Annotated in this window: 19 protein-coding genes; 1 reads left to right on the top strand and 18 read right to left on the bottom strand. The window is 46.1% G+C overall.

What is annotated here, in order from left to right; all coding sequences use genetic code 11:
- Positions 1 to 16 precede the first annotated feature (16 nt).
- The 6 genes from GPK88_RS03990 to lacZ all read right to left on the bottom strand — a co-directional run bounded on the left by GPK88_RS03990 (position 17) and on the right by lacZ (position 9308).
- Positions 17 to 1792: a peptidoglycan D,D-transpeptidase FtsI family protein gene (locus GPK88_RS03990; protein ID WP_215707546.1), complete on the bottom strand. Its 1776-nt coding sequence runs from the start codon at positions 1790 to 1792 to the stop codon at positions 17 to 19.
- Positions 1793 to 1858: 66 nt separating this feature from the next.
- Positions 1859 to 3847: a peptidoglycan D,D-transpeptidase FtsI family protein gene (locus GPK88_RS03995; protein ID WP_334300482.1), complete on the bottom strand. Its 1989-nt coding sequence runs from the start codon at positions 3845 to 3847 to the stop codon at positions 1859 to 1861.
- 112 nt (positions 3848 to 3959) lie between these two features.
- Positions 3960 to 4529, bottom strand: coding sequence for a hypothetical protein (locus tag GPK88_RS04000; protein WP_173762432.1), 570 nt, complete (start codon positions 4527 to 4529; stop codon positions 3960 to 3962).
- Positions 4530 to 4558: 29 nt separating this feature from the next.
- Positions 4559 to 5494: a 16S rRNA (cytosine(1402)-N(4))-methyltransferase RsmH gene (gene rsmH / locus GPK88_RS04005; protein ID WP_148448540.1), complete on the bottom strand. Its 936-nt coding sequence runs from the start codon at positions 5492 to 5494 to the stop codon at positions 4559 to 4561.
- A 35-nt stretch (positions 5495 to 5529) separates the two neighbouring features.
- On the bottom strand, positions 5530 to 5961 hold the full coding sequence (gene mraZ / locus GPK88_RS04010) for a division/cell wall cluster transcriptional repressor MraZ (RefSeq protein WP_148448538.1): 432 nt from the start codon (positions 5959 to 5961) through the stop codon (positions 5530 to 5532).
- A gap of 302 nt (positions 5962 to 6263) precedes the next feature.
- Positions 6264 to 9308, bottom strand: coding sequence for a beta-galactosidase, LacZ type (lacZ, locus tag GPK88_RS04015; protein WP_195567466.1), 3045 nt, complete (start codon positions 9306 to 9308; stop codon positions 6264 to 6266).
- A 182-nt stretch (positions 9309 to 9490) separates the two neighbouring features.
- Between lacZ and GPK88_RS04020 the strand changes: the two genes are divergently transcribed.
- Positions 9491 to 10297 (top strand): helix-turn-helix domain-containing protein, encoded by an 807-nt coding sequence (locus GPK88_RS04020; protein WP_148448534.1) that lies wholly within the window; start codon positions 9491 to 9493, stop codon positions 10295 to 10297.
- A gap of 105 nt (positions 10298 to 10402) precedes the next feature.
- On the opposite strand, the gene lgt is transcribed toward GPK88_RS04020, so the two are convergent.
- The 12 genes from lgt to def form a co-directional block, all read right to left on the bottom strand.
- Entirely contained in the window at positions 10403 to 11527 is a 1125-nt protein-coding gene (lgt, locus tag GPK88_RS04025) for a prolipoprotein diacylglyceryl transferase (RefSeq protein WP_148448533.1), read from the bottom strand.
- Positions 11528 to 11538: 11 nt separating this feature from the next.
- A complete protein-coding gene (ychF, locus tag GPK88_RS04030; protein WP_021977889.1) occupies positions 11539 to 12636 on the bottom strand; it encodes a redox-regulated ATPase YchF in 1098 nt (365 codons plus the stop codon).
- A gap of 140 nt (positions 12637 to 12776) precedes the next feature.
- Positions 12777 to 13391, bottom strand: coding sequence for a thiamine diphosphokinase (locus GPK88_RS04035; RefSeq protein ID WP_252197676.1), 615 nt, complete (start codon positions 13389 to 13391; stop codon positions 12777 to 12779).
- A 62-nt stretch (positions 13392 to 13453) separates the two neighbouring features.
- Positions 13454 to 14128 carry a ribulose-phosphate 3-epimerase gene (rpe, locus tag GPK88_RS04040; protein ID WP_173762429.1) on the bottom strand — a complete coding sequence of 225 codons (675 nt, stop codon included), beginning with the start codon at positions 14126 to 14128 and terminating at the stop codon, positions 13454 to 13456.
- Positions 14129 to 14131: 3 nt separating this feature from the next.
- Positions 14132 to 15010, bottom strand: coding sequence for a ribosome small subunit-dependent GTPase A (gene rsgA / locus GPK88_RS04045; RefSeq protein WP_148448527.1), 879 nt, complete (start codon positions 15008 to 15010; stop codon positions 14132 to 14134).
- Positions 15011 to 15012: 2 nt separating this feature from the next.
- Positions 15013 to 17241 (bottom strand): Stk1 family PASTA domain-containing Ser/Thr kinase, encoded by a 2229-nt coding sequence (gene pknB, locus GPK88_RS04050; protein ID WP_148448525.1) that lies wholly within the window; start codon positions 17239 to 17241, stop codon positions 15013 to 15015.
- Positions 17235 to 17981 carry a Stp1/IreP family PP2C-type Ser/Thr phosphatase gene (locus tag GPK88_RS04055; RefSeq protein WP_148448523.1) on the bottom strand — a complete coding sequence of 249 codons (747 nt, stop codon included), beginning with the start codon at positions 17979 to 17981 and terminating at the stop codon, positions 17235 to 17237. The genes pknB and GPK88_RS04055 overlap by 7 nt, the downstream gene beginning before the upstream one ends.
- A 1-nt stretch (position 17982) precedes the next feature.
- Positions 17983 to 19023 (bottom strand): dual-specificity RNA methyltransferase RlmN, encoded by a 1041-nt coding sequence (gene rlmN, locus GPK88_RS04060; RefSeq protein ID WP_173762428.1) that lies wholly within the window; start codon positions 19021 to 19023, stop codon positions 17983 to 17985.
- 6 nt (positions 19024 to 19029) lie between these two features.
- Positions 19030 to 20382 (bottom strand): 16S rRNA (cytosine(967)-C(5))-methyltransferase RsmB, encoded by a 1353-nt coding sequence (gene rsmB / locus GPK88_RS04065; protein ID WP_148448577.1) that lies wholly within the window; start codon positions 20380 to 20382, stop codon positions 19030 to 19032.
- Positions 20378 to 21085 (bottom strand): zinc metallopeptidase, encoded by a 708-nt coding sequence (locus GPK88_RS04070; RefSeq protein ID WP_148448520.1) that lies wholly within the window; start codon positions 21083 to 21085, stop codon positions 20378 to 20380. Before GPK88_RS04070 ends, rsmB begins: the two co-directional genes overlap by 5 nt.
- Positions 21086 to 21091: 6 nt before the next feature.
- Positions 21092 to 22036, bottom strand: coding sequence for a methionyl-tRNA formyltransferase (gene fmt / locus GPK88_RS04075; protein ID WP_173762427.1), 945 nt, complete (start codon positions 22034 to 22036; stop codon positions 21092 to 21094).
- A gap of 12 nt (positions 22037 to 22048) precedes the next feature.
- Positions 22049 to 22522 carry a peptide deformylase gene (def, locus tag GPK88_RS04080; protein ID WP_173762426.1) on the bottom strand — a complete coding sequence of 158 codons (474 nt, stop codon included), beginning with the start codon at positions 22520 to 22522 and terminating at the stop codon, positions 22049 to 22051.
- Between the last annotated feature and the right edge of the window lie 2 nt (positions 22523 to 22524).

A 22524-nucleotide genomic window follows, 5' to 3' on the forward strand; every position in this document is an offset into this window, starting at 1 on the left:
AAGGCTTTTCCTTTCATTAATCAACCCCATCTGCCTGGTTTTCCCCGGATGGAGTTTCCGTGACGGTCTTTTCAATTCCAAGATAGGGCAGCACATTTTCAAAGATGCTCCGTACTACCGGCGCGGCAATGATCCCTCCATAATACATACCTTTAGGATTATGGATAATACAAAGAGCCAGGACTTTTGGGTCTTCTGCCGGTGCAAAACCCAGGAATGAAGAAATATATCGGCCGGAACCCCTTGGCAGGGTCTGGGAAGTAGCTGTTTTTCCCCCGATGGAAAAACCCTCGATCCCTGCATTTTTCCCGGAGCCTTCCGAAACTACTGTTTCCAGAATTGTCCGTACCGTCTGTGAAGTTTCTCCGGACACGATCCCGGTTTCCACCGGATATTCCAGTGTCTGCACTTCTGTTCCATCCACACTTTCCACACTGATTCCAAAATGGGGCGTGATCCGGTTTCCGCCGTTGATGATCGCACTGACCGTTGTTGCCAGCTGGATCGGCGTAATCTGAAACGACTGGCCAAAGGATACCGTGGCAAGTTCCACCTCTCCCATATTTTTCGGATTATGCATGATCGTTCCGGCTTCTCCCGGAAGATCAATTCCTGTTTTTTTCAAAAGTCCGAACTGTTTGAAGTATTTATAATAATTATCTACTCCCAGCCGCAGCCCCACTTCAATAAACACCGGGTTGCAGGAATTCTGTGCGCCCTCCACAAAGTTCTGTGCCCCATGTCCGGTTCTCTTTGCACAGTGGATTCTCCGGTCCTCCACCACTTTATACCCCGGGCAGAAAAAACGATCTTCCGTTGACACAGCTCCTTCTTCCAGTCCCGCTGCCATGGTGATAATCTTAAAAGTCGAACCTGGTTCATAAGTATCGTTCAGACAGGGATTTCTCCACATCTGGTTCAGAAGATCCTGCTTCTTTTTTCCATCTGAAGACGTTCCTTCTGTCTCTTCTGTGTTTAGCGTAAACGGATCGTTCAGGTCAAATTCCGGAACATTGACACAGGCATAGATTTCTCCATTCTGAGGATTCATGAGAAGAATGGACACCCTCTCTGCCTGTTTTTCCTCCATCACTTTCAGAGCCGCCTGCTGTGCGTATTTCTGAATGTTAACATCCAGACTGGTTCGCAGTGTATTTCCCGCCACCGGTTCCTTCCGCCGTTCTCCTGTCCCGTCAATCTCCACTCCACGTGCATCGGTAACTGTGAGAATTTTTCCGGGCTCACCTTTCAGGATCTCATCATATTTCACCTCAAGGCCAATGATTCCCTGGTTGTCACCCCCTGTAAATCCCAGCACTTTGGAGGCAAGGGAACCACAGGGATAATATCTTTTGTAATCTTCATCCACTTTCACTCCCGCGAGTGCATACTCACGGATCGCATCCCCGGTTGCTTTTTCCACATTTGTTCGAATTCTTTCAATAGAAGAAACTTTTTCTACTTTTTTCCTGATGATTTCTTCATCCATGGTCAGTTCTCTGGCAAGTACCTGAATTACTTTTTCCGGATCTTTCATCTGGCTGTGTATCACCGATACGGTACAGACTGTCCGGTTATCTGCCAGAATATTTCCATTGATATCCAGAATTTTTCCCCTGGCAGCTTTGATGTCACGTTCCCGCTCATGAAGGTCGTCTGCTTTTTTTGAATAATATTCAGACTGTGCTCCCATAAGGTACAGAAGTCTCCCCACAAGTCCCAGAAGAAGCGCCGCACAGACTATAAAAACCACCCAGATTTTTTTCCTGTGATAAACCATGGTCCGGATCATAAAAAAATCCCCCTCAGAGATTGTCATTGTAATATATGACATTTCCCTGAGAGGGTATTCGAAATCTTATTCCAGGCCGGCCTCTTCATTGGTAAGGCCATCACTCTGCATATCATTGTTGTCTTCGGTATCTTCGTCCTCAGAATCATCTTCCGGCGGACTTGGAACATCCTCATTGGAGATTGCTTCCTTCTGTCCGTCTGTGGCAGATCCTGTTGCGGAATCACTGATACCCTTAAAGATATCCCACAGTTCTGTCGTCGGAACTTCACCGTCCTCAGCCTCATCCGGCTGTACATTCAGATACGGAAGCGCTTCAGAAAGGATTCCCTGGGCAATATACTGTGCATAAGTACTGCTTGCCTGATCCTCTACATTCGGCTCATCTACAACTACGTAAATTACAAGAGCCGGATCATCCACCGGCGCGAAGCCGATAAAAGATACCAGATATTTGCCATTGCCTCGCGGAAGCTTCTCGGCTGTACCGGTTTTACCACCGGAGCTGTAGCCCTGAACCTTAGAAGTACGGCTGGTACCGTGATCTACACTGGCTGCCATATAGGAGCGGATATCTGCGGATATCTTCTCGGAAATGGTCTGTTTCATCAGAGTCGGAGAAATCGTCTTCGCAATTCCACCACTGCTGTCTTTGATCCTGGTTACCAGATGTGGCTGATAATAATATCCACCATTGATAACGGAACACATGGCGTTGATCTCCTGGATCATCGTCAGCGTATATCCCTGTCCAAATGCGGAACATGCAAGCTCTGTCTCTCCCATGGTCTCGCTGGTGTGGATTACACCGCTTCCCTCATTCGGAAGGTCAATACCGGTTCTTGTTCCGAAGTTGAACGTACTCTGCGTTTTGAGGAAATTATCTTTTCCCATTTTCGCCGCGATCTGCATCATACCATCGTTACAGGAATTGGCAATAACATCGGAAAGTGTTTCTGTTCCATGGGCATCGGGCCATACCGCGCATTTAATAAATGTCGTAGCTCCTTCCGCACCAAAGGACTGTCCTCCGTCGCAGACAAAATTATCTGTCTCGGAAATGGCTCCCATCTCAAGAGCAGAACTCATAACAATGGGCTTTACTACTGATCCCGGTTCGTATGCGTCTGTCACACAGAAATTACTCCACATTCCGTTCAGGGCATCTACGGTTTCCTCATCGTTCATGGCCGCAATCTCACTCTCGGAATAAACGTTGGAAAGGTCTCTCGGATTATTCAGATCGTAACGGTCACCACCATCCATGGCCAGAATTTCTCCTGTTTTTGGATCTTCGATAATGACACCGACATTCTTGGCTCCCATTTTTTCTTCAAAAGTATTTACATACTTCTCCACAATCTGCTGAAGCCCCAGGTCAAGGGAAGTTTCTATGCTTTTTCCGTCGGTGGGCTCTATGATCGTCTGCTCCACATCAGAATTGTTGTTGATGTATCCATACTGTCTTCCGTCAACACCGGCAAGCGTTGCATTGTAATAGCCCTCCAGACCTGCATCTGCCACATCTCTGGAAAGTGTAAAACCAATGGTGTCACAGGCTGTTTCGTTGAACGGATAAGATCTTAAGTAATCCTCCTCAAACCATACTCCTGTGACCTTGGAACGCTCTTTCTTCTGAGCGGCGCTCAGCTCACTGTCATCCCCCGGATTCTCATAGCTCTCAAAGGCTTTCTTATCATCCATGGAGATCTGTTTCTTGACAATCTGATACTGACTGCTCTTTGTGCTGTCATCGTTGAGAAGCTTACGCATCTCCTCCTCATCCAGGCCAAGTACTTCCACAAGAGCCTTGATGGTCGGCTCCACAGAGTCCTCATCCTTGTTGACTTCCAGACAGTCAAGAATTACATTATAGACCTTGTTGCTTGTTGCCAGAATATTTCCATTCCGGTCATAAATATCTCCCCTTTTGGCGGGGAGTGTCTGATTTTCATATTTCTGCTGTGCCTGACTCAGCACCTGTTTTCTGTATTTGCTTCCGCTTGTGGCATTAATATAGGTAATTCTTGCCACCAAACCAACTAAAGCCAACACCACTAAAGAAAATAGTACTGCCAGCTTTTTTTTCATATTCTTATTAATTTTTTTTACCGGCCTGCGCCTTCTTGTACTCAATCGATCACCTGCTCAAAAAACTGTACATCTGTTACTTGTGCGAATCTACATCCTGATACTGTCTCACATAGCTGTTACCCTCGGTAACATATGTCTGTATCTGATCCTCAGAAGGATATTTCATCCCAAGCTCACCGATTGCCTTTTTCTTGATCTCGCTGATATCAACATCAGAAGTAACCTGACTGTAATATGCATCGTTATCTTCCCTCAGCTGTGCAAGCTCAGATTCCAGATTTGCAACATTTTTCATACTCGCCGTGATTTCTGATTTTACCTGCAGATAATTGATACAGGTAAATAATACTGCAATGGAAACCGCAGTGAGAAACAGAACGAAACCTTTATTCATGGCCATCGCTTTCTCTCTGTTCCGCTGTGTCCTCCTGTTCACAGCCTGCTTCGCAGGTGTCACCGGAACTGCGGATTTCTGTTTTCTCTCCTGGGCCAGCCGACGCCTTTCCTGTACATCGTGCAGATCAGTTCTCCGAGGAACTTCCTGTAACCTTTTTACCGCATTTCCCTGAACATACATTTCTCTGCTGTTCCTGACGGTATTCCGATTTCTTCTGGCTGTAGTCCCTCTTCCTGTCTTCGCCATTTGCCTACCTTCCATCTAAAAAAACTCTTTTACAGCTTACGTTCAAAAATACGAAGCTTCGCACTTTTTGATCTCGGATTCTCTTCCATCTCCTGTTCACTGGGAAGGATGGGTTTCCTTGTGATCACTTTACCTTTTGATTTCTTTCCGCATACACAAACCGGAAAATCCGGCGGACAGGTACATGGATTTTCATTTTTGCGGAAAATCGTTTTTACGATTCTGTCTTCCAGAGAATGGAATGTGATAATACAGATCCTTCCTCCGTCATCCAGAAGATCGATCATTCCGTCCAGAGAATCACGGAGTACGTCAAGCTCTCTGTTCAGCTCAATACGTATCGCCTGAAAAGTCCTCTTGGCCGGATGTCCTCCTGTAGCCTGTACTTTCATGGGGATCGCTCCCCTTATAATTTCTGTCAGTTCCCCGGTTGTCTGAATTGGTGCCTGCGCTCTGGCAGCCACGATGTGCTTCGCTATATTCTTGGCGAATTTATCCTCGCCGTAATCGCGGATAATCCGATAAAGTTCCCGTTCTTCATAACCGTTGACAATATCTCCGGCTGTACGGCTCTGCCTTCTGTCCATTCGCATGTCCAGAGGAGAATCATACCTGTAGGAAAAACCTCTCTCTTCATTATCCAGCTGATAAGATGACACTCCTAAATCCAGCAGGATCCCGTCCACTTTTTCAATGCCACGGGATCTTAACTCATCTGCCATGTAACAATAATTGCTGCGAATGATTGTCACCTGATTAAAGGCTGACAGCCGTTCACTCGCAGCAATTATCGCATCCTGGTCTTGATCTATGCCAATAAATCTCCCCTTGGCAGAAAGTTTCTTACACACCTCTGTGGCGTGTCCCGCTCCTCCTAAAGTGCCATCCACATAGATTCCATCCGGCTTTACCCTTAAGCCGTCAATGGTCTCATCGAGTAATACAGATTTATGTTTAAATTCCATATCCATCTCCTGTGGGATTTCTACCTGCGCTATGCTCAAATGACGATTCCAATGTTCTGCATGCTCTCCGCAATGCTGTCCATGTCATCATAATTGCAGTTCTCGCTCCACTTCTCCTTGCTCCAGACCTCAATCCGGTTCAGATTACCCGTAAGCACCACATCCTTCTCCAGACCAGCGAATTGGCGCAGCGTCTGCGGCACCAGAATTCTCCCCTGCTTATCCAGTTGGCATGTTGTAGCTCCGGCTACAAAGAAACGTGAAAAGGTTCTTGCGTCTTTATTTGTAAGTGGTAATGCTCGGAGTTTCTCTTCAAAGGCAGCCCATTCATCCATAGGATAAATGGAAAGGCAACCATCGAGCCCTCTGGTCAGTACGAACTCTTCCCCTAAGAGATCCCTGAACCTGGATGGGATGATCAGACGCCCCTTCGCGTCGATCGTATGATTATACTCGCCCATGAACATGAAACCCACCTACTCTCGTGAAACACGATTCTCCCCTTCGTGTTTCCAGGGTGCAAATGGTGTGTTCTGCCACTCAGCCCCATTCGCTACCACTATTCACCACTTTCTACCACTTATGTAATCATTCTAAACTATTTACCATGAAAAAACAAGTGCATATCCAAGTTTTTTTTCTTTTCATGAAATATCCACAGGTTTTTTTTCAACATGTATATTTTCTGTGCATTATTATGAAATAAAAAAGCTTCCGGGAAAATTCCGGAAGCTTTTTTCTGGTTTCTGCAGTGTCTTTTTATGACATTTTAAAGACCTTTGAATACAAAGGAAAATTCCATTTTTTCATTGGTGTCAAGAAGATATTCCGGGTGAGTATAGGAGCCCCAGCTGTCATCTCCTCCCACACCCATCTGTGCTTTTGCAGCACGGACAACGGTATAATGAATTTCCGGAAGTTCATACGGATGCATGGCATTTTCCATTTCATGAGGGGTATATGGAAGTGCTGAGAACATCATCGGGCCGTTTTTCTCGTCCATCTCAAAGAGCATTCCCCTGCCCTTTCTGTCTGTGATTTTTGCCCAGCGTACGCCTTCTTTGCTGCCACATTCCTGCGGTACCAGGTAACGTGCCAGATTGTCTGTTACCAGATTCTCATAGATGCCAAGTTTTGCACCATGTTTGCGGTCAGCATAAGTTTCCACAGGTCCAAGTCCATACCACTTCACATGGTCATAATCTGCGTTGAATTTAAAGAGTACACCAAACTCCGGCATATCCCCCAGTTCTTTTACCGGATCATAGGTCAGGGTAGTTTTTACTCTTCCGTCTCCGAATACTTCGTAGGCAAGACGGCACTCACTGACCGGCGTAGTCGGCATGATGTAGGTAAAAGCGACCTCCACGCTGTTGTCATGAACAGTTGTCTCCGGAGCGTTGGACGGACCATACATTCCCTTGCGGAACTCTTTGTGGCTTGCGTACATGCTGGCAATTTTCCACTGTGCATAACGCATTGGCATCTGATTTCCACAGTCATTATCTGTAGGTGCTCTCCAGAAATTCGGCTTCGGAATTGCCTCGAGCATTTCTCTTCCTGCATATTTATACGAAACCAGGCCACCATTGAGAACAGAGAACATCACCTCAAAATTCTCTCCGCGAACGCCGATGTTATGAAGGCTTCTCACAATCTCCACACCGGAAACCGGAGCTTTTTCCGCTCCTTCTACACTGTAAACATACTGTCCAAACGCAACCTCATGTCCAGCCTCTGCCCAGAGTGTTTTTTCTCTGAGAAGGAAGGATACGGTCACTGTATATTCGCCTGGACGCTGCTGTTTTCCAAAAGGAAGTGGGTATGTTTTTTCGCTTAACGGTTCTACGGATGTCTCCAGTGTCTCTGTACGGAGGACATGTCCATTCTTTGCAAGAGTCACTTCGCATCGGAGCGTATCGGTATTTACAAACAGATTTTTGTTGATAACTTTTACAGCATCTTCTGTTACTTCTGCAGTGATATTCTGGTAATTGAATTTGACCTCCTGCATCTTCGGGGACGGAGTTCTGTCGCCGCCGTATGCAATACCGTTTCCACTGAAATTATAGTCCGTCGGACGCTCACCGAAATCACCGCCGTATGCCTGGAATTCTTTTCCGTAGCGGTCTTTTTTGTAAATGGACTGGTCAATGTAATCCCAGATGAAACCACCCTGATATTTCGGTTCTGCGTCAGTAAGATCTGTATATTTATGCATTGCGCCACAGGAATTTCCCATTGCATGGGTGTACTCGCAGCAGATAAACGGCTTACTGTCATCTTTTGCAAGGAAATCCTTAATTGCTTCTACAGACGGATACATCTGACTTTCCATGTCGCTGGTGGCATTGTAGCTTCTGTCATGGAAAAGTCCCTCATAATGCACAAGTCTTGTAGGATCATTCTTGCGGTAAAATTCGGACATCTCAAAGATATCTTTTCCACCAAAGGACTCATTTCCACAGGACCAGATCAGGATTGCCGGGTGGTTTTTGTCACGCTGGTACATGGAATTTACACGATCCAGCATCATACCAAGCCATTCCGGTTTATTGTGAGGAACAATATCTGTGTAATCTCCGGTAAGTTCGGCCACATCCCAGGAACCATGGGATTCCAGATTGTTTTCCGCGATCATATAAAGGCCGTACTCATCACAGAGGCGGTAGATCGGAGAGGCATCCGGATAATGGCAGGTACGGATGGCATTGATGTTGTTCTGCTTCATAGTCACAATATCCTGGATCAGTTCCTCACGGGATACGTGTCTTCCTGTGACGGAACTGAACTCGTGACGGTTCACACCTTTGAACACAATACGTTTTCCGTTGAGGGTCATAATGCCGTCTTTCATTTCAAAGCGGCGGAAACCAACTTTTTCCGGAATAATCTCCTGGAGCATTCCGTTCTCATCATACACTTCCATGTCAAGGTCATAAAGATTCGGTTCTTCCGCACTCCAGAGCAGAGGATTCAAAATTTCCCATGTACAGGTATCTTCACCGTCCAGAGCTTTTTCATCCTGCAAAAGGATCTCGCCTTTTCTGGAAAGTGTAAGTTTCATTTTTACTTTTCCCCAGGTTTTTGTCACAATCTCAAGGCTTGCTTTTTTGAGGGTCTCATCCGGGATTGAACGGATCTGCAGGTCATAGACATGAACCTCCGGCACGGTATAAAGATAAACATCTCTGTAAATTCCTGAAAAACGGAAAAAGTCCTGATCTTCGCACCAGCTGCTGGCTGTCCATTTGAATACCTGGGCTGCCAGTTTGTTCTCGCCCTCTTTCAGATACTCTGTAAGCTCAAATTCTGAAGGGGTAAAAGAATCTTCACTGTATCCCACAAAAGTTCCGTTGAGCCACAAAGCCAGTCCGCTTTCTGCTCCCTGGAAGGAGATAAATACTCTTTTTCCTTTCATGTTTTCCGGCACATGGAAATATTTCACATAGCTTCCCACCGGGTTAAAACGCTCCGGGATCTGTCCCGGGTGAAGTTCCTCGTGACCTTCCCATGGATACTGGACATTGGCATACTGTGGTGCATCATATCCTTCCATCTGGATATGGGCCGGCACATAAATATCTTCCCAGTCTTTGCAGGAATATGAGTCCTCCTCAAATCCTGCAACTGTACTTGCATAATTTCTCGCATAGTGGAATTTCCAAAGTCCGTTGAGGCTGTGGCGATAGGAAGTTTCCTCATCTTCCCGTTCTTCCTCACTGCGATAATACATATGGTCAGAATGTGCTTCCATTCTTCCGTCACAGAAATACTGTGGGTCTTTCACCAGAGAATAATCAAATTTTTTCATGTTTTCCTCCTGTCCGGCTTTTGTATCCCGGTAAATATTGTCTGAATTTCCTGAAATGCTGTGTTTTACAGTTGTATTTTCGTAACTTCGTTTCTGTCTGTACATTATTATAGTATAAACTTACAGATTATGGTATAATATGTTTCGCCAAAATATATAACATTTAGAAACAGGTGAAGCATATGTCAATTTATTTCAGAAATACTCCTGTCAGTGCTCCGTTTATGTTCGAATCTCTCGGAAATCACTGGAACCAGGATACCATAAACCGGCCGGACGGATACCCATACTATCATTATCTTCAGACAGAAAAAGGAACCGGCCGCATCGAAGTAAATGGAAAGCACTACACTCTGGGTGCCAACGAAGGCATCCTCATTGCACCTTCCGTTCCCCACTCCTATCACCGGGAATCTACTTCATGGATTACCATGTTTGCCACATTTACCGGAACTCTCGCCGGCAGCATCCCATCCATGACCGATAATCAGGACGTCATCCTCATCCCGAAAGAGCAGGGCTTAAATATCCGGAAACTGATTTCTTATTCCCTTCGAAAATACCACGAACCAACCCCGAATATGAAATCGCTCTCCTCGGACTGCTATAATCTTCTCATGAATTTTATGGACTGCGCCGCTTCTCCGAAAATTCAGGATAACCCTCTTTACCAGAGATATGTTGTTCCCGTAATAAAAGAAATTGAAACCCGTTATCAGCAGGACATCACCGCTGCCGAACTCAGTCAGAGTGTCTTTGTATCCACGCAGTATCTTTCCCGTCTGTTCCAGCGTTTTCTTGGCTGTTCTGTCTATGAATACGTTACCATGTACCGCATCAGCCGTGCCAGGGAGCTGCTTCTTTCCAAACCGGATATGAAAATTCAGGATGTTGCCTGCGCCTCCGGCTTTTCCGATTCCAGCCATTTTATTGCCATGTTCCGAAAAATTACCGGCACAACACCTCTGGACTTCCGGAAAATGTACTAAAAAAACACGGATCTGTATGCCCCTGAACCTTCAGGTTTTCACACAGATCCGTGTTTATTTTTTCAGCTATATCCTCAGCACTGATAATATAACTCCAGAATGCGGTCAACTCTCTGACTGGCTTCCAGATTCTTCAGAAGATCGCTCCTGCTTCTGATCTGGCTGTCCAGATTCTTCCGTTCCTCCTGCAATTGCTGCAGAAGGGATGCTTTCCGGAGAGTCTCCTGGTTCTGCTGTATTTGTATTTTGTTCTGACTCATATTTTTCTCCCTGTACAGTTTCTGTTTCCAGATTCTCTGTTGCATTTTTTCTTTGTTCTGCGGCCTGTTGCTCTGCCTGGTAATCTTTTTCGATTCTTCTCTTTCGTACCCGGGCACGCTTCTTCGCCATCACAATCTTTACAGTAACAATCACTGTACACAGGACAAAAAGCACACCTGAAATCACTAATGAAACATCAATCTCCGTTCCCGGAAAAAATACTTTATCTGTACGCATCCACTGGATCACAAATCTTCCAAGTCCGTAACCAGCAAGATATCTCAGAAAAATTTCTCCCTGAAATACTCTCCTGCGAAGGTGCATCATAAGCAGCATAAGCACCAGAAGACACCAGAGACTTTCATAAAGAAACAGCGGCTGCACCAGAATGCAGGATACTCCATCTACCATCTGGAGATTCTCACGCATTGTGGTCGTCACTTCTCCGGCCCTTACCGCAGTCAGTGGAAGCTGCATGGAAAGAATATTATCCACATATTCCCCAAAGGACTCTCTGTTAAAAAAGCTTCCCCACTTTCCTATGATCTGCCCGATCAGAATTCCCATACAGGCAAGATCTGCCATTTTCCAGAATGATTTTTTACGTATCCTGCAATAGACGATACCACCCAGCACTCCGCCGAGAAGACCGCCATAAAAAAGCATGCCTCCTGAGCGCACATTCAGAATCTGTCCGGGATCATTCTTATAAAGGCTCCACGAAAAAGCAGCATACAGAAGCCTTGCTCCGATCACCCCTGTAATCAGTGTTATGATAGCCAGATCCAGATAAGCATCCGGCTCTTCATGATTTCTCCTTGCTTCCAGTACCACAAAAAAGATTCCAAGAAGCATTCCGACCGCAATCAGAACACCATAAATCGTGATCTCGAATCCAAAGATTTCAAAGGATTTCGGAACATAATCCAATATCAGTTTCAATCCGGGAAAGCGAATTGACATATCCATAAAATCACCTGTTATACATTAAAGCGGAATAAGATCACATCTCCATCCTGTACAACGTAATCTTTTCCTTCCATTCTTACAAGACCTTTCTCTCTGGCGCCTGCATAGGAACCGCAGTCCAGAAGATCCTGATAGTTTACAACCTCTGCCTTGATAAAGCCACGTTCAAAGTCTGTGTGGATCTTACCGGCTGCCTGAGGTGCCTTGGTTCCGATCTTGATCGTCCATGCTCTTGTCTCGTCCTCTCCTGCTGTCAGGAAACTCATAAGGCCAAGAAGATGATAACTTGCACGTACCAGCTTCTCAAGACCGGATTCTGTCAGTCCCAGGTCTTCCAGGAACATCTTTCTCTCATCCTCGTCCAGCTCGGAAATCTCTTCCTCGATCTGTGCACAGATTACAAATACCTCACTGTTCTGTTTGGACGCATACTCACGTACAGCCTGTACATGTGCATTATTTGCACCGTCATCTGCAATATCGTCTTCCGCAACATTGGCAGCATAAATAACCGGCTTAGCAGTAAGAAGATTGTAAGTTGCAAGCCATGCATCCTCATCCTCATTCTCTGTCTCAAGAGTAATTGCAAGCTGGCCGTCTTCCAGATGTGCCTTTACTTTTTCGAGGAATGTAAGCTCTTTGGCTGCTTCCTTATCCATACGTGCAGTCTTGGTAACCTTTGCAATTCTTCTCTCAAGGATCTCAAGATCTGAGAAAACAAGCTCCAGGTTAATGGTCTCAATATCACGAAGCGGATCAATGTTTCCATCTACATGGACAACATTGGAATCCTCAAAACAACGTACTACATGAACAATGGCATCTACCTCACGGATATTTGCGAGAAACTGGTTTCCAAGTCCCTCACCTTTGGATGCACCCTTTACAAGACCTGCAATATCCACAAATTCAATCACTGCAGGTGTTACTTTTTTTGATTTGTAAAAATCACCGAGAAGATTCAGTCTCTCGTCCGGTACGGTTACAACGCCTACGTTCGGATCAATGGTACAGAACGGATAGTTTGCTGACTCTGCGCCGGCCTTTGTCAGTGAATTAAATAATGTACTTTTTCCCACATTAGGAAGACCTACAATTCCAAGTTTCATTTCTCTATATTTCTCCTTTAAATGTATTGATTTCACAGCATTTTCAGCCATTTTGCTGTTCCCATCTTACCACACACAACCGGAATCCGCAACCCGGGACTGCCGCCCACCGGATTCTCTGTGCCGTAACAGCCAATGCTTTAATCCCTGGACATAATCATCAGAAGCTGACCACTGTCATAGGTAATTTCAGCCGTTTCCTCTGTAATCTCATTGCTGACAGTCAGTCCACTGTCCGCAACGGTGAGATGATACCGGTTCAACGGATACTTAAATCCTTTCAGGGACAATCCGGCTACATCTCCTCCTACAGAGAAAAAAGAAACATATTTTCCAAACTGCTCCTCTTTTTTCAGCACGGTTCCACTTTCAACCAGAGTAATATAATTCCACTGATCTGCAAGAACAATCTGTACTCCCTGTTCTTTTCCCATGGAAAGTAGTCCAAGATTGGCCAGTACATGATCTAGCCTTGTTCCGGTGGCACCAAAAATCAGGATTTCTTTTGCCCCTTCACGGATCATATGATTCACGGCAGACTGTGTATCGGAATCATCTTTTTCCGGCTTCAGCCTGACAATCTCAAGATCCTTCAGGCTTTCCATGTAGGCTTCCCCTTCTTCAGAAAGACTGTCAAAATCTCCCACTGCAAGATCCGGAGTAAATTCCCGGTTTCTCATGAACCATTCCATGCCTTTATCTGCGGCAACAAGGGCAAGGCTTTCTCTTTGGCCTTCTTCTATTCTTTTTTTCAAAAAACCGAGGGCAAAACCATCCTGGATATTGCCCCCGCTAATTATTACTGTATCAATCATTTTCAGTCCAGCTTTTCTTTGATATCGTGAATCCGCTCTGTGATATGTCTTACATTGGCTGCCACATCTCCCTTAAATACCCAGGAACCGGCTACCATAAAATTGGCTCCTGCACGCATAACGGTTTCCAGGGTATCATCATTGATGCCACCGTCTACCTGAATGTCAACATCCAGATCTTCCTCATCGATCAGTTCACGGAGCTCCTGAATCTTCTCTGTACACTCATCCATATATTTCTGTCCGCCAAAGCCCGGCTGAACGGTCATCACGAGCACCATATCCACATCTTCGAGAAGATGGCTGATGTCATTTACCGGTGTGGATGGTTTAATGGAAACTGCCGCTTTTACACCGGAAGCTTTAATCTGCTCCAGCGTACGCTCCAGATCCTCACATGCCTCCGCATGTACGGTAATGGAATCTGCTCCACACTCTACAAAATCGCGAATATATCTTTCCGGTTCTGTTACCATCAAATGTACGTCGAAAAACATGTTGGATTCTTTCCGGATTGATTTGATCACCGGCATTCCAAACGAAATACTCGGAACAAAATCTCCATCCATAACATCAATATGCAGATATTCAACACCTTCTCTTTCGAGAATTTTAATCTGTTCTCCCAGTCGGTTAAAATCTGCTGATAAAATCGACGGGCACAATCGGTATTCCATGACTCAGTATCTCCTTTTCTCTTTTAATTCCTGATGCAGCTCCAGATAGTCTTCATAACGGAGTCTGCTGATCTCATTGTTCTCAAGGGCTTCCTTAACGGCGCAGCCCGGTTCATGTATATGACGGCAGCCCTGGAAACGGCACTGTCCTTCATATTTCCGGAACTCCGGAAAATAATCCTTCAGTTCCTGTTCCTCCATATTTTCAATATATAAGGAGGAAAATCCTGGCGTATCCACAAGAAACGTATCCTGCGCTACCGGTATAATCTGTGCATGGCGGGTAGTATGTTTTCCACGCTTCAGCTTACGGCTGATCTCACCGGTCTCCATCTCTACCTCTTCCTGAAGGGAATTGGTAAGGGAAGATTTCCCAACACCGGAAGGACCTGCAACAACCGTTGTTTTGCCCTGAAGCACTTCCTCAATCTCGCCAAGGCCTTCCCCTTTCAGGGCACTTGACAGAATTACCTGATAACCACAGCTCTGGTAAGTTTCACAGAGAAACTCCAGCTCTTCTTCCGTTGCCAGGTCTTTTTTGTTGAAACAGATAACCGCCGGAACATCTTCCCGTTCCATCATAATGAGGAAACGGTCCAGAAGCATGAAATTAGGTTTGGGGTTATCCATGGCAAAGATTACAAGCGCCTGATCTACGTTGGCTACTGCCGGGCGGATCAGAGAATTCTTCCGCTTATGAATCTCTGTCACACTGCCTTCCAGCTCTTTTTCATCCAGAACTGCAATGTCTACATTATCCCCTACCAGGGGCTTGAATTTATCTTTTCGGAAAATGCCTTTTGCTCTGCATTCGTATGTATTGCCGTCTTCTGCATATACATAGTAGAATCCGGCAATACCTTTGATTATTTTTCCCTGCATAATCAGTTGGCTTCCTTAAAGGTAACGGTATAAGTACCAAGCTGCTGATAATCTCCATTTACCTGCTCGTAAAGGTAAATGGTTCCGGTTGTAACACCGTCTGCACCTGTCACATCAAGCTGATACGGGAAGTTTACATTCTGTCCGTCAAGGATGGTGGAAGCCTTCGGCTCACCATTTACTTCCTGAATCAGTTCCAGACGGATTGCTCCTCCGTTATATCCGGACGGAGTATCCAGTGTCTGTGTACATTTCCAGCCGGAACCGCTTGTTGTGCTTCCTGCGGATGCCACTGTGCTGTCTGTAGATGCAGTACTGTCTGTGGCGGCTGTGCTGTCTGTGGACACGCTGCTGTCTGTAGACGCGGTACTGTCTGTGGATGCACTGCTGTCCGTAGACGGAGCCTGGTCACCGGAGCTGATCGTCAGATAGATTGGCTGATCCGGATCCGCTGCCGCATAAGCTTCCGGTTCCTGTGCGATAACAGTTCCGGCAGCCTCTGTACTCTGCTGCTCTGTAATCTGGATATCAATAAACTTGCCCAAAGTAGTAAGCGCATCATCCTTGCTCATTCCAACAACACTTGGAACCTCTGCGTTATCGCCATAATCAACACCACGGCTGACTGTCAGTGTTACCGAAGATCCAGCCTGCACAGAAGTGCCTGCTGCCGGCTCAACGCTGTAAACATATCCCGGATCTACCAGTGCGTAACCGTTATCATCGGTCTCACTGTACTCCTTCTGAACAGTTACCTCAAGTCCCAGATCCTCCAGAGTCTGCTGTGCGTCAATTCCGGTACGTCCATCCAGATCCGGAATGGTAACCTGTGCAGTTCCGGTACTTACCCAGTACTTCACAGTTGTATATTCTTCCACCTGAGTTCCCGCTGCGGTTTCCTGACGGGAAATCTTGCCTTTTTCCTGGTTGGAAGATTCCTCACCTGCCATCTGTACACCAAGGTGTGCATCATTTGCAAGTGTCTTTGCCTCATCTTCTGTCTTACCTACAAGATCTGGCACAGTTGCCATATTGGATGCTGACTCTTCTGTCTTCTGCTCGGTCTCTGTTTTTCCGCTGTTTGTACTGCTGTTTCCAAAAAGGCCTGCCGCACGTCCAAAAACAACCACCAGGATAATCAGAAGGGCCGCCCCTCCGATTAATGCAGCAATTGTCAGGCCCATGCCGGAACCTTTTTTCTTTTTCTTTCCGGATTTCTTTCTGGCGCCTGCATCGTAGTCGTCCTCAGCATCATCGTAGTCGTTATCATCATACTCTTCTTCCTCAAGAGCAGTGGGTTCCGGCTTGGTAATCTGCTTCGGTGTATGTTTGATTTCTCCCAGTTCTTCCTCGGAGATCACAACAGTCTTGGCGTCTGTATCTACCGTGGCAAGCTTCACAAAATCTCCCTGAGGATCAATCAGTGAATGCTTCAGATCTGCAATCACATCCTCCATACGTCCATAGCGGCGATCCACACTCTTCTGGGTACATTTCAGGATGATCTGCTCCAGGCTGTACGGAAGATCCGGTGTATACACACTTGGCGGAACCATCTCTTCCTGTAGATGCTTGATAGCAATGGCAACGGTTGTATCTCCGTCAAAAGGAACTCTTCCTGTTACCATTTCATACAGTGTGATACCAAGAGAATAGATATCGCTCTTCTCATCGCTGTATCCACCTCTTACCTGTTCCGGAGAACTGTAATGTACCGATCCCATCACATTGGAGCTGATGGTATTGGATGACGCAGCTCTGGCAATTCCAAAGTCTGTTACCTTCACTTTACCATCTGTGGAGATGATAATATTCTGCGGTTTTACATCTCTGTGAACAATTCCATGGCTGTGTGCTGCTTCCAGACCCATGGAAACCTGAATCGCAATGCTTGTTGCTTCCTTGATGGAGAGTTTGCCTTTTTTGGAAATATATTCCTTAAGGGTAATTCCCTCAATCAGCTCCATAACAATGTAATAAACACCACCGTCATCTCCCACGTCAAATACATTGACAATGTTCGGATGAGTAAGACCGGCTGCTGCCTGGGCCTCACTTCTGAACTTTTTGATAAATGTGGTATCCTCCCGAAATTCCGGTTTCAGGACTTTCACTGCTACAAAGCGGTTCAGCTTGTGGTCCATAGCCTTATAGACATCTGCCATTCCGCCAGTTCCGATTTTTCCTACGATCTCATAGCGCTCGGCTATGATCATTCCCGTCTTCAACATGTTTCCACCTCATTCGTGAATGGTTCTACCAGTACGATTGCAATATTATCCTTACCACCATTCTGATTTGCTTCCCGAAGGAGCGCGCTGCCCTTCTGATCAATATCTGCTTCCGGATCGGATATGATTTCTGCAATCTTTTCATCTGCAACCATATTGCTGAGGCCATCTGAACACATAAGAATGGTACAGCCTTCCTCAAGTTTCAGATCAAAGAAATCCACATCCACCGTTTTCTCCGCGCCAAGCGCCCTTGTAATAATGTTCTTGTCCGGATGATTCCGTGCTTCCTCCTGGCTGATCTCGCCCATTCTCACCATTTCCTGGACCAGTGAATGGTCTCTGGTGATCTGGTGGATCCCGTCCTGAATCACGTACAAACGGCTGTCACCTACATTGGCTACATAGGCATACTGATCTACAATAGTCGCCACTACCATAGTGGTTCCCATGCCCCGGAGGTTTTCGTCTTCCTGTGCACGGTTTCTGATCTCCGTGTTTGCAGTTTCAATGGCATGACGAATGACCTTCACCGGATTGTAATCCGCATCTTCACGGATTTCATCCACAAGGATCCGTACTGCATGTGAGGATGCATAGTCACCGGCGTTATGGCCACCCATCCCGTCCGCGACTGTGAAAAGATTAGGCAGATTTCCCACCGGACCTTCAGACGCAAACACGTAATCCTGATTCATCTTCCGCTTCTGCCCTACATCAGTAGCTGAGTATATCCTCATGTCACTTCTCGCTTTCTGTTTTTTCCATGTAACTTTTTCTTAGCTGTCCACAGGCACCGTCAATATCACTGCCCATTTCCCTTCTAATAGTAACATTAATTCCGTATTTTTCAAGTTTTATTTTGAAATTCTCCACAGCCTGTCGAGTAGACCTCACATAGGAACGTTCCTTAATCGGATTAACCGGAATCAGATTTACATGGCAGTTAATTCCTCTGATACGGCCTGCCAGCTGCTTTGCATCTTCCTCGCTGTCATTGACCCCGGCCACAAGACTGTACTCAAACGTAATCCTCCGACCTGTTTTGTCAAAGTAATTTCTGCAGGCATCCAAAACCTCATCCATGGAATACTTATTTGCAATAGGCATCAGTTCCTGACGCTTTTCATCATTTGGAGCATGAAGGGAAAGCGCCAGGGTAATCTGAAGTTTTTCTTCCGCCAGCTCATACATCTTCGGCACAATTCCACAGGTGGAAACCGTCACATTTCTCTGGCTGATTCCAAGGCCGTTCTCGTCGGTAAGAATCCGGATAAAGCGGACAAGATTATCATAATTATCCATCGGCTCTCCGGTTCCCATTACAACCACATTGGCCACACGCTCTCCGGTATCTGCCTGAATCCGGTAAATCTGATCCAGCATCTCGGAAGGTTTCAGGCATCTGGTCAGTCCTCCAATGGTGGAGGCACAGAACCGGCAGCCCATACGGCAACCAACCTGCGAGGAGATACATACGGAGTTTCCGTGATGATATCTCATAAGAACACTCTCAATTACATTTCCGTCTTCCAGCTGAAAAAGATATTTTCTGGTTCCGTCAATTTTTGAAATCCTCACATCCGCCTGGCTGAGCGCTGTAATCGGATAAACCGAAAGCTTTTCACGGAGGCTTTTGGAAAGATTTGTCATTTCATCCCAGGAGGTAACCAGTTGCTGATGAAGCCATGCATAGATCTGTTTTGCACGGAAGGGCTTCTCGCCGATCTCTGTCATCAGATTTTTCAGTTCCTCCATTGTCATGGATTTTATATCTGTCATTTTCTGTTATTTCCTTCTGAATCTGGCAATAAAGAATCCGTCTGTCTTATGTATTCCAGGCAGAAGCTGCAGATATCCAAGCTTGGTGGATTTACAGTGAAGTTCTTCCGGAATATACGGGTCAAGGCTTTCCAGTCGGAACGGATAGTTCTTTAAAAACCATAATACATTTTCTTCGTTTTCTTCACGGGCAATGGTACAGGTACTGAAAATCAGTGTTCCATCCGGTTTCACGTATTTCGCCGCCTTGTCAAGGATCATCCTCTGAAGCATTACGATTTCTTCCTGTTTCTGTGGCGTTGCCCTGTATTTAATCTCCGGTTTCTTGCCGATAACTCCATACCCGGAACACGGTACATCCGCAATCACAATATCTGCAGCCTGTTCAGACTCCGGATCATAAATGGTTGCATCCTGAACTTTTGCATCAACATTGATCACACCGGTTCTCTGAATGTTTTCCTTAATCAGATCGGCTTTGTACTGGCTTACATCCCTTGCATCCACATTTCCGTAATCGCCCATCTTATCTGCGACGTGAATACTCTTGCCACCTGGCGCCGCGCACATATCAATGATGTAATCCCCTTTTTTGGGGCTGGCCGCCTCTGCCACCAGCATGGAGCTGATATCCTGCACCAGGATTTTTCCCTGAAGGAATGCATCCAGTGTCAGGATATGGTTGTAATCAGAAATTTTCAGTGCATAGGAAAGATACGGTGCCTGTTCCACCGTTACTCCCTGTGCTTTCAGGCTGGTAACGATTTCCTTCCGAGACGCTTTATGTGTCCGGCACCGCACTGTAATCGGTCTTTCTGTGAGAAAATCTTCAAGAATTTTCTCGGTTGTCTTCACACCATAGGCAGCATTCCATTTTTCCACAAGATATTCCGGCATGGAATACTTCACAGAAAGATAACGTACTTCGTTCTCTTCTCTTAACGGAAGTTCCAGATTTCCAATTTCCCTTGCAATGGTACGGAGCACTCCGTTGACAAAAGGTTTCAGATTATAGAAGCCTTTTTTCTGTGCCAGCTTCACCGCCTCATTACATACAGCACTGTCCGGCACACTGTCCATAAATTTCAGCTGATATACCGCACTTCTTAAAATCTCACGAATCTGCGGTTTCATCTTATTTACGGATATTTTGGAAAAAGAATCAATCACATAGTCAATATAAATCCTGTATTCCAGGGTTCCCTCGCATACTCTCGTTATAAAACTGCGTTCCTGCTTGGGAAGGAACTGATATTTGGAAAGAGCATTGCGGATGGCAATGTGGCTGTGCTCGCCTTCTTCCTCAATCTGCAGCAGGATCTCAAGGATCAGTTCTCTTGCATTTACTCCGCTGTTAATCACGATTTCTACCTCCTGCAAGGATAATCAGTCTCAGAAGCTGTAAGATAGATGCCGCCAGCGCTGCCACATAGGTAAGTGCTGCCGCTGTCAGTACTTTTTTTGCTCCTTTTTTTTCATCTGTGCCTAAAATACCGGTGCTCTCCAGCATCTTCAGGGCTCTGGAAGATGCATTGATCTCAACCGGCAATGTTACCAGCTGAAACAGAACTGCCAGTGAAAACAGAACAATTCCCAGAGTTACCAGGGGACGGATCGAAAAAATCAGTCCTGCAATAAACAGTGGCCATGATAACTGTGACCCGATATTTGCAGCCGGCACAATGGCAGACCGGATATTCAGAGGCGCATAATTGATGGCGTCCTGAATGGCATGTCCACATTCATGTGCAGCCACACCTACTGCTGCCAGTGAATTTCTTCCATAAATATCTTCAGAAAGAGACACGGTTTTTGTTCTTGGGTCATAGTGATCCGTAAGGCTTCCTCTGATCGGAACCACCTGTACATCCGTAATTCCGGCGGCTCTTAAGATTCTCTGTGCAGCTTCTGCGCCGGTAATCCCGGAATGATTCCGGACTTTTCTGTAAACCGCAAAGGTACTGTGGAGCTTTGCGGAGGCTGCAAGAGAAAGAAGCATTCCGATTACAAGTAAAAGAACGGTAGGGTCCATTCCCCATCCGTAATAACCATATCCGTACATAACTCATCACTCCCTGGAATCTTTAAACATGTCTCCTGGTTTCAGCTGATATCCCCGGAGGAAGGCATCTGCTTCCATACGTTTTTTGCCTTCCAGCTGTACTTCCTGAAGCACCAGCACATTCTTTCCACATGCTACACGGATTCCCTCTTTGTCTGCGGAAATCACAGTTCCCGGCGCTTCTTCTGCCTGTTTTTCCTGTACAGAACTCTTCCATACCTTCATTGTTTTTCCATTGATAAAGGTAAATGCGCTTGGCCATGGATTCAAGCCTCTTATCAGTCGCTCCAGTTCCTCTGCATTTTTGCTGAAATCCAGAAGTCCCATTTTCTTGGAGATCATGGCCGCATATGGAGTCGGACTTTCTTCCGGCTGTTTTTCGCGGGTGGCAGTTCCGTCAAAAATGGACGGCAATGTCTGAATCAGAAGTTCCGCGCCCGCCTGGGCAAGTTTGGCAAACAGGCTTCCTCCTGTCTCATCCTTCGCAAGTGGCACCACAATTCTTGAAATCATGTCACCGGTATCCAGTCCGGTTCCCATCTGCATGATGGTAACGCCGGATTCTTTTTCTCCGTCGATCACTGCCTGCTGGATCGGCGCTGCTCCACGGTACTTCGGAAGCAGAGATGCATGGATGTTGATGCATCCGAACTTCGGCATATCCAGAATACTCTTCGGAATAATCTGTCCAAATGCCGCTACAACAATAATATCCGGTGCAAGACATTTAAGTTTCTCCACAAACTCCGGATCCCTTACCTTCACCGGCTGCAGAACCGGAATTTCATGTTTCAGTGCTTCTTCTTTCACAGGGGTAGGCATCATGGTCTTGCCTCTGCCCTTAGGTTTATCCGGCTGTGTAATTACAGCCTCCACCTCATATCCGTTCTCTACCAGCGCCGCAAGAGGTGCTACCGCAAAGTCCGGAGTTCCCATATAAACAATTTTCATATTATCCCGCCTTTAGTCTTCCTCATCATAAGTTACCTTGTGAAGTTTTCCCTCCACAAGTTCTGTATACATTTTTCCGTCAAGATGGTCGATCTCGTGGCAGAACGCTCTCGCAAGAAGTCCCTCACCCTCAAGGATCTGCTCTTCCATGTTGACGTCAAGTGCTTTTACTTTCACGTAGTTCGGACGTGTAACCTGTCCTGCCATTCCAGGAACACTTAAGCATCCCTCATCACCGGTCTGCTCACCGCTGGTCTCAAGGATCTCCGGATTGATCAGCACAATCGGGCCTTCCCCTACATCAATTACAACAATACGTTTCAGGATTCCCACCTGTGGTGCCGCAAGGCCTACGCCCATTGCATCATACATGGTATCCAGCATATCTGTAATCAGTTCTCCGATCCTTGGTGTCATTTTGTCCACTGTGCGGGATTTTTTTGTCAGTACAGAATCGCCCTGTACACGAATTGTTCTAAGTGCCATTT

Source organism: Blautia sp. MCC269, assembly GCF_018785655.1.
In the GTDB taxonomy this organism is placed as follows: domain Bacteria; phylum Bacillota; class Clostridia; order Lachnospirales; family Lachnospiraceae; genus Blautia_A.

What these genes read in the sequence shown, in the direction of transcription:
- ychF (WP_021977889.1), bottom strand. Translation starts at nt 12,636, where the DNA reads ATGAAACTTGGAATTGTAGGTCTTCCTAATGTGGGAAAAAGTACATTA.
- lacZ (WP_195567466.1), bottom strand. Translation starts at nt 9,308, where the DNA reads ATGAAAAAATTTGATTATTCTCTGGTGAAAGACCCACAGTATTTCTGT.
- GPK88_RS04070 (WP_148448520.1), bottom strand. Translation starts at nt 21,085, where the DNA reads ATGTACGGATATGGTTATTACGGATGGGGAATGGACCCTACCGTTCTT.
- GPK88_RS04055 (WP_148448523.1), bottom strand. Translation starts at nt 17,981, where the DNA reads ATGAGGATATACTCAGCTACTGATGTAGGGCAGAAGCGGAAGATGAAT.
- def (WP_173762426.1), bottom strand. Translation starts at nt 22,522, where the DNA reads ATGGCACTTAGAACAATTCGTGTACAGGGCGATTCTGTACTGACAAAA.
- pknB (WP_148448525.1), bottom strand. Translation starts at nt 17,241, where the DNA reads ATGTTGAAGACGGGAATGATCATAGCCGAGCGCTATGAGATCGTAGGA.
- GPK88_RS03990 (WP_215707546.1), bottom strand. Translation starts at nt 1,792, where the DNA reads ATGATCCGGACCATGGTTTATCACAGGAAAAAAATCTGGGTGGTTTTT.
- mraZ (WP_148448538.1), bottom strand. Translation starts at nt 5,961, where the DNA reads ATGTTCATGGGCGAGTATAATCATACGATCGACGCGAAGGGGCGTCTG.
- rlmN (WP_173762428.1), bottom strand. Translation starts at nt 19,023, where the DNA reads ATGACAGATATAAAATCCATGACAATGGAGGAACTGAAAAATCTGATG.
- GPK88_RS04020 (WP_148448534.1), top strand. Translation starts at nt 9,491, where the DNA reads ATGTCAATTTATTTCAGAAATACTCCTGTCAGTGCTCCGTTTATGTTC.
- fmt (WP_173762427.1), bottom strand. Translation starts at nt 22,036, where the DNA reads ATGAAAATTGTTTATATGGGAACTCCGGACTTTGCGGTAGCACCTCTT.
- lgt (WP_148448533.1), bottom strand. Translation starts at nt 11,527, where the DNA reads ATGGATATGTCAATTCGCTTTCCCGGATTGAAACTGATATTGGATTAT.
- rpe (WP_173762429.1), bottom strand. Translation starts at nt 14,128, where the DNA reads ATGGAATACCGATTGTGCCCGTCGATTTTATCAGCAGATTTTAACCGA.
- rsmH (WP_148448540.1), bottom strand. Translation starts at nt 5,494, where the DNA reads ATGGAATTTAAACATAAATCTGTATTACTCGATGAGACCATTGACGGC.
- GPK88_RS04000 (WP_173762432.1), bottom strand. Translation starts at nt 4,529, where the DNA reads ATGGCGAAGACAGGAAGAGGGACTACAGCCAGAAGAAATCGGAATACC.
- rsgA (WP_148448527.1), bottom strand. Translation starts at nt 15,010, where the DNA reads ATGCAGGGAAAAATAATCAAAGGTATTGCCGGATTCTACTATGTATAT.